At 37.0% G+C, this 5,132-nt stretch carries 5 protein-coding genes; all 5 read right to left on the reverse strand.

The features are described 5' to 3' along the window. Positions 1-9: 9 nt before the first annotated feature. A complete protein-coding gene (locus LDB17_RS07100; RefSeq protein ID WP_393924962.1) occupies positions 10-171 on the reverse strand; it encodes a hypothetical protein in 162 nt (53 codons plus the stop codon). A 26-nt stretch (positions 172-197) separates the two neighbouring features. Next, positions 198-1,451: an ABC transporter permease gene (locus tag LDB17_RS07105; protein ID WP_252638140.1), complete on the reverse strand. Its 1,254-nt coding sequence runs from the start codon at positions 1,449-1,451 to the stop codon at positions 198-200. A 4-nt stretch (positions 1,452-1,455) separates the two neighbouring features. Beyond that, complete coding sequence (locus tag LDB17_RS07110; protein WP_252638139.1) at positions 1,456-2,739, reverse strand: ABC transporter permease; 1,284 nt, start codon at positions 2,737-2,739, stop codon at positions 1,456-1,458. 34 nt (positions 2,740-2,773) lie between these two features. After that, positions 2,774-3,442, reverse strand: a complete 669-nt coding sequence (locus LDB17_RS07115) for an ABC transporter ATP-binding protein (protein WP_006842871.1) — start codon at positions 3,440-3,442, stop codon at positions 2,774-2,776. A gap of 107 nt (positions 3,443-3,549) precedes the next feature. Further along, complete coding sequence (locus LDB17_RS07120; RefSeq protein ID WP_252638138.1) at positions 3,550-4,794, reverse strand: efflux RND transporter periplasmic adaptor subunit; 1,245 nt, start codon at positions 4,792-4,794, stop codon at positions 3,550-3,552. Between the last annotated feature and the right edge of the window lie 338 nt (positions 4,795-5,132).

Below are 5,132 nucleotides of genomic sequence, written 5' to 3' on the forward strand. Positions count from 1 at the left end.
AGACGCTAGTTACTGGAAAGTACTATCCTTTACTTTTCTGGATGGAAAACCATTTACAGAAGAAGACTTCAAATCGGGCATACGCAATGCTGTACCTGTGATAGTGATTATGCTGATAAACTTGTTTTGTTTCAGCATTCCCAAAGCCTGTTTGAAATATACTTTATACATATATTATTCTGTTTTATTCAAAATTTTTATTCGTTTCGCAATACTTCAGTCGGATTTATTTTTGTAGCCCTGTATGCCGGATACCATACACCAACAAGAATAATTAGAGCCATAATAGCATAAGTGATCGATATGCCGATTATAAAGCGTAAAAAAGTGAATGCTACCCAATCGAGATGTACAAGTTCAAATAGTCCAAAATTGAGTGCTATGATTATAACAGGTATCATGACTATTGACAATAATAGGAATCCCTCTGTAATCACTAACATTTGTATTTTTATTTTGGGAGAGCCTACAGCAATCCGCAGTCCTAATTCGTTTTGACGTTGCTGTGTACGAAGACCGAATACACCCGATACACCTAAAAAAATATTGATAAGAAGAAATCCTAAAAGAAAAGTTCTGACGAAGATCGTACTCTCTTCAGGCCCTACTGCGGCCTTTCTGATATAGGAGCTTGGGCGTACATCCATCAGATAAATATTACCAACCATAATCTTAGGTGCCATATCTTTTATAAATTTGTCGATGAAATCATCTTTTATGTCCGGTTTCACACGTATACACAGCTCCATTTGAGATAGGTTGTCAGAGTTTACATTCTTTATGATTTCCTCCTCAGACAGAAGAGTATAGAATGAGGGGTTAGCTTTAAAGTATTCAGTCCATCTTACAGGTACATACTCCCCTGTGATCTGTTTTTCTTCGCCATTCTCTCCTACAATGATATTCTTGCCAATAGCTTCCTCTCCCTTTAATAACTCAGTTGCAGCATTTGCAGATATTATCACAGAATGCCTATTCAACGCTTGTTTTAAATCTTTTTGAGTGATAGATTGTGTTTTAAAAACATCAAAAAAAGAAGGGGTAACTTTATATTCCTGAGCTGATACACCCATTTTATTATAAGACAGTTTTTTATAATATGCCTGACTATAAGGTGTAGCCGCATAAGGCTGTGACGCTATAGACAGCGATACTGATTCTATCGGTGGATACTGACGTGTCAGCTCCATTATACTTAATAGATCTTCTCCGCTAGTTGTTGTTTTTTCTTCGGGAGAGATATAATTTTCACTGTCTTCAAGGCGTTCATTCAAATCGATGCGATAAGTGTTTTCTATATTATAACCGAAGGGTATATTTCTAACTGATCTCAGCACCTCCATATAGTCAACTATATACCAAAGACATATCGAAACAAAGAGTAATTCGGCTAGTATCCAGTAATTACTTTTGCGCTGATTAATTATTATCTTGAAAATTTGTTTCAACATAGTTTTAGTCTTCCCTTAAAGATTTAACAATAGATGCAGATGACACTCTCCATGCGGGTATTCCTGCACTTAAAAGGTTTATAATTACACAGAAGATAAACGTCAAAAGAAACGTACCCGGAGTTATAAAAACAGAAGGGTTAAAATGAGGCTCAATATCCAAACCAAAGTAATTATTATAATTAAAACCATAGTCGCTTATAAAATGAACTGTAATGAATGATAGTAATAAACCTAAACCACCGCCAATAAGAGAATATACCATTTGTTCGCTCAATACTTGCCAGATGAGGGTTTTTCTCGTAGCCCCGTATGCTTTTCTGACTCCCAATTCGGCTATCCTTTTTCTCATGCGAAACAATGTGAGACCAGATAAATTAATGGCAGGTACAATTAGAAGAATCAAGACTAATCCGATATCAGATAAATATGACCTTTGCATATCCGGATATCCCGGTCCAAATCGGTGATCCTCTACATACCGGGTGTCCGGTTGTCCGTAAAACTCTACACTATAGTTGGCTAATGTGGTATTATAGCGGCTCACCTGTTGATTTGTTTCTGCACGTATGGCATCAAAATCTTTCGAAGAATACGCTATAATCTGACATTTGTACATACCTGTTATTCCTTCCATATCTGCACTTTGTATTTTGTGTATAGATGTGAGGGGTATCCATGCATGAGCATAAGTGGCTACCGTTATCGGCGATAGGTCTTCTACTATGCCAGAGACTGTGTATGTAATAAAGTTCAGTTGCATTTGTTTTCCTACCACATTTTTTATGCTTCCGAAAATTGTGCGTGCCAATTTTTCACTGATAACGATTTTCTTTATACCCGAATCGAAATCTTCTTTATTATATCCCTTTCCAGCAATGAATTTAAAGTCAAATGCTTTCCAGAAAACATCATCTGTATACAATACATAACATCTCTTCTGGTTGCTTCCTCCCGGTAAAGTAGCCAGATGAGAATGAATAAATGATGATATGGTAATAGCTTCGGGTGTTTTTAATGACTGAAAGCACTCCTTGATTGTTTTTAAAGACATAAAACCGTTAACGACAAAATTTCCTGTGTTTTTTTCTTTCACCCCAACCCATTTTACATATAAAGATCGCGAGCGGTTGGTCTCCGGTTCAATATCCATTGTTTTAGCTCGTATGGCAACAAGTAACGATATAATTATGCCGATAGAAAGAGCAACACCCATGATGGATATAAAAGCCGAATAAGGATTATCCTTAATTGTTCTTATGGCTTGTTTGAAGTAGCTTATTTTCATTTTTTTCCTTCTAGCTTAGCTGATTTATTAAATTTTATTCTACACGTCTTCCATCGAAGAAACGAACAATGCGTTTCGTTGTTTTTGCTATAAGTTCGTCGTGTGTTACCATTACTATTGTTGTACCTTCGTTATTCAACTCAAACAGTAGATCCATAATTTCCGTACCCATCTTGCTGTCAAGGTTTCCGGTAGGCTCATCGGCCAAAATGATTTGTGGATTGCCGATAATGGCACGAGCTATGGCTACACGCTGACACTGCCCTCCGGATAGTTGAGACGGGAAGTGTTTCATGCGGTGCGAAAGACCTACTTTCTCCAATACATGCTTTGCTAATTCGCGGCGGCTAGTGTCTCCAGACTTGCGATAAAGAAGTGGCAGTTCCACATTGTCGAGTACGTTTAGTGAATTTATAAGATGGAAACTTTGAAAAACAAACCCAAGTGTTTTGTTACGGAACTCCGCCATTTCTTTGTCTTTCATCTTGTTTGTTTCTGTACCATTGATGAGTACTTTGCCATTGGTTGCAACATCGAGTAGCCCCATAATATTTAGCATGGTACTTTTACCACAACCTGATGGGCCCATAACGGACAGAAAATCCCCTTTTTCGACTTCCAGATTTACATTTTCCAATGCTACTGTTTCTACTTCTTTCGTCCTATAAATTTTTGTAATCCCTTGTAAATTGATTATTGACATAGTGCTGATATTTTATGTATAATTATTTTTTTATTTACTTTTATACTCTTCCTAATCGAAGGAAGAGTATAAAAGATCTCCCTAAAATTATATTACCTATTATAGAATTAATTTATTTTTAATTTTTGCTTGTTTTTATACTGATTCATATCTGATATAATTACTTGCTCGCCTTTTTCGAGACCACTTATCACTTCTACATATTCGAAGCTGCTTTCGCCTAGTTTTATTTTTTTCTTTTCCGCTTCTCCATTTTTTACTACCCACAGCTCATATTCTCCGGCTCCTATATAATACGTCGAATTCGGAATTCGTAATACATCATCCTGTATCCCATGAGTAACATATACATCTGTTTTCAGACCACTTCTCAGGCGAGAATTACCTGAGTCTTTTAGCATAACGGTGAAATTAATTACCCCGTTCTTTACCGAAGGAGTTATATTTACGACTGTTCCTTCCAACTGCAACTGTCCGATTTTTATTATCGCTTTAGCTCCCGAACTGAGTTTCTCGGCATAGCTATCGGCTATTTCTGCCAATATCTTGAAGTGACTCAGGTCTGAGACAATAGCTATTTGTGTTCCGGCAGAAACTTGCGAACCTATTTGGTTATTTACATAGGTAAGCGTTGCTCTCTGAGGCGATAATATACGAGCATCTTTTAAGAGACGGGCACTTTCTGCCAGCGATTTTTCGAATATACTCAGGTCGAGTTGTTGGACTTTGACCTCGGCTGATGCATTTTTCTTCTCATTCACTATTTGTTCTTTTAGCTGCTGGAGCTCAAGCTTTGCTACTTCATAGTTTAATGCTGCTTGGCGTACCTTGTCAGAGGTACTTGCCCCTATGCTATCCAGATATCTTTCGTTTTTAAGCTCGGTTTGTAGTTGTTTGAGCTTCATATCCTTTACCTGTAACTGCATTTGAAGATCCGAAATTGTATTGTCGAGACTCACTTGAGACTGGATAAGTTTGCTTTTCTTCATTTCCTTTTCGTCCAGCTTCTGCTTGTAATCTGTTTCTATCGAGGCCAATTCGAGCTTTAAGATCGGTTCATCTTTGTTAACCGAATCTCCCGCTTCTTTATATACCTCCAGTATCCGGCTATTGATAGGCGATACAATAATTTCTTCGGTCAGAGGAATCACTTTGCCCGATGCATTTACCGTTACTTCGATTGTTCCTCTGTCAACAGTTCCTATAATTACATTTTTCGAAGAAATCGAACCTTGCAGAAAGTTTACTACGATAATAACTACTATTGCCAAACCTACTATAATAGCACCATATCCTATGATCTGTTTACGTCTTTCTTTGCGTTGCTCACTTAATGGTATCTCTCTGTCCATTTCTAATGTTTTATTATTCTACCTATTTATATCAAGTCGTATGCCGAAAATGTAAATTGTATATAATCAGCTGTTTATCGTTTTTGTAAATGTCCGATATCGGACGACTTGTTCGGAAGTAGTCATTCTTAAATGTTTGCTACAAAGAATCGGCAGGTGAATCTGTAATTGAATTCTCCATCGAAGATTATTTACAGAGAGAAAAAGTGTATATTTGAGGAGGTAAAATTTTATACTCTTTGCAAAATATAGACCCAAATGATAATTCGTGCATTAAAATATATTCGTTATGCGGGTGAACCTCGCGAATGGAGTATCGTAGGCAGTAATGATGATTA

This window comes from Dysgonomonas sp. Shenzhen-Wh21, from assembly GCF_043392705.1.
Taxonomy (GTDB): Bacteria; Bacteroidota; Bacteroidia; order Bacteroidales; family Dysgonomonadaceae; genus Dysgonomonas.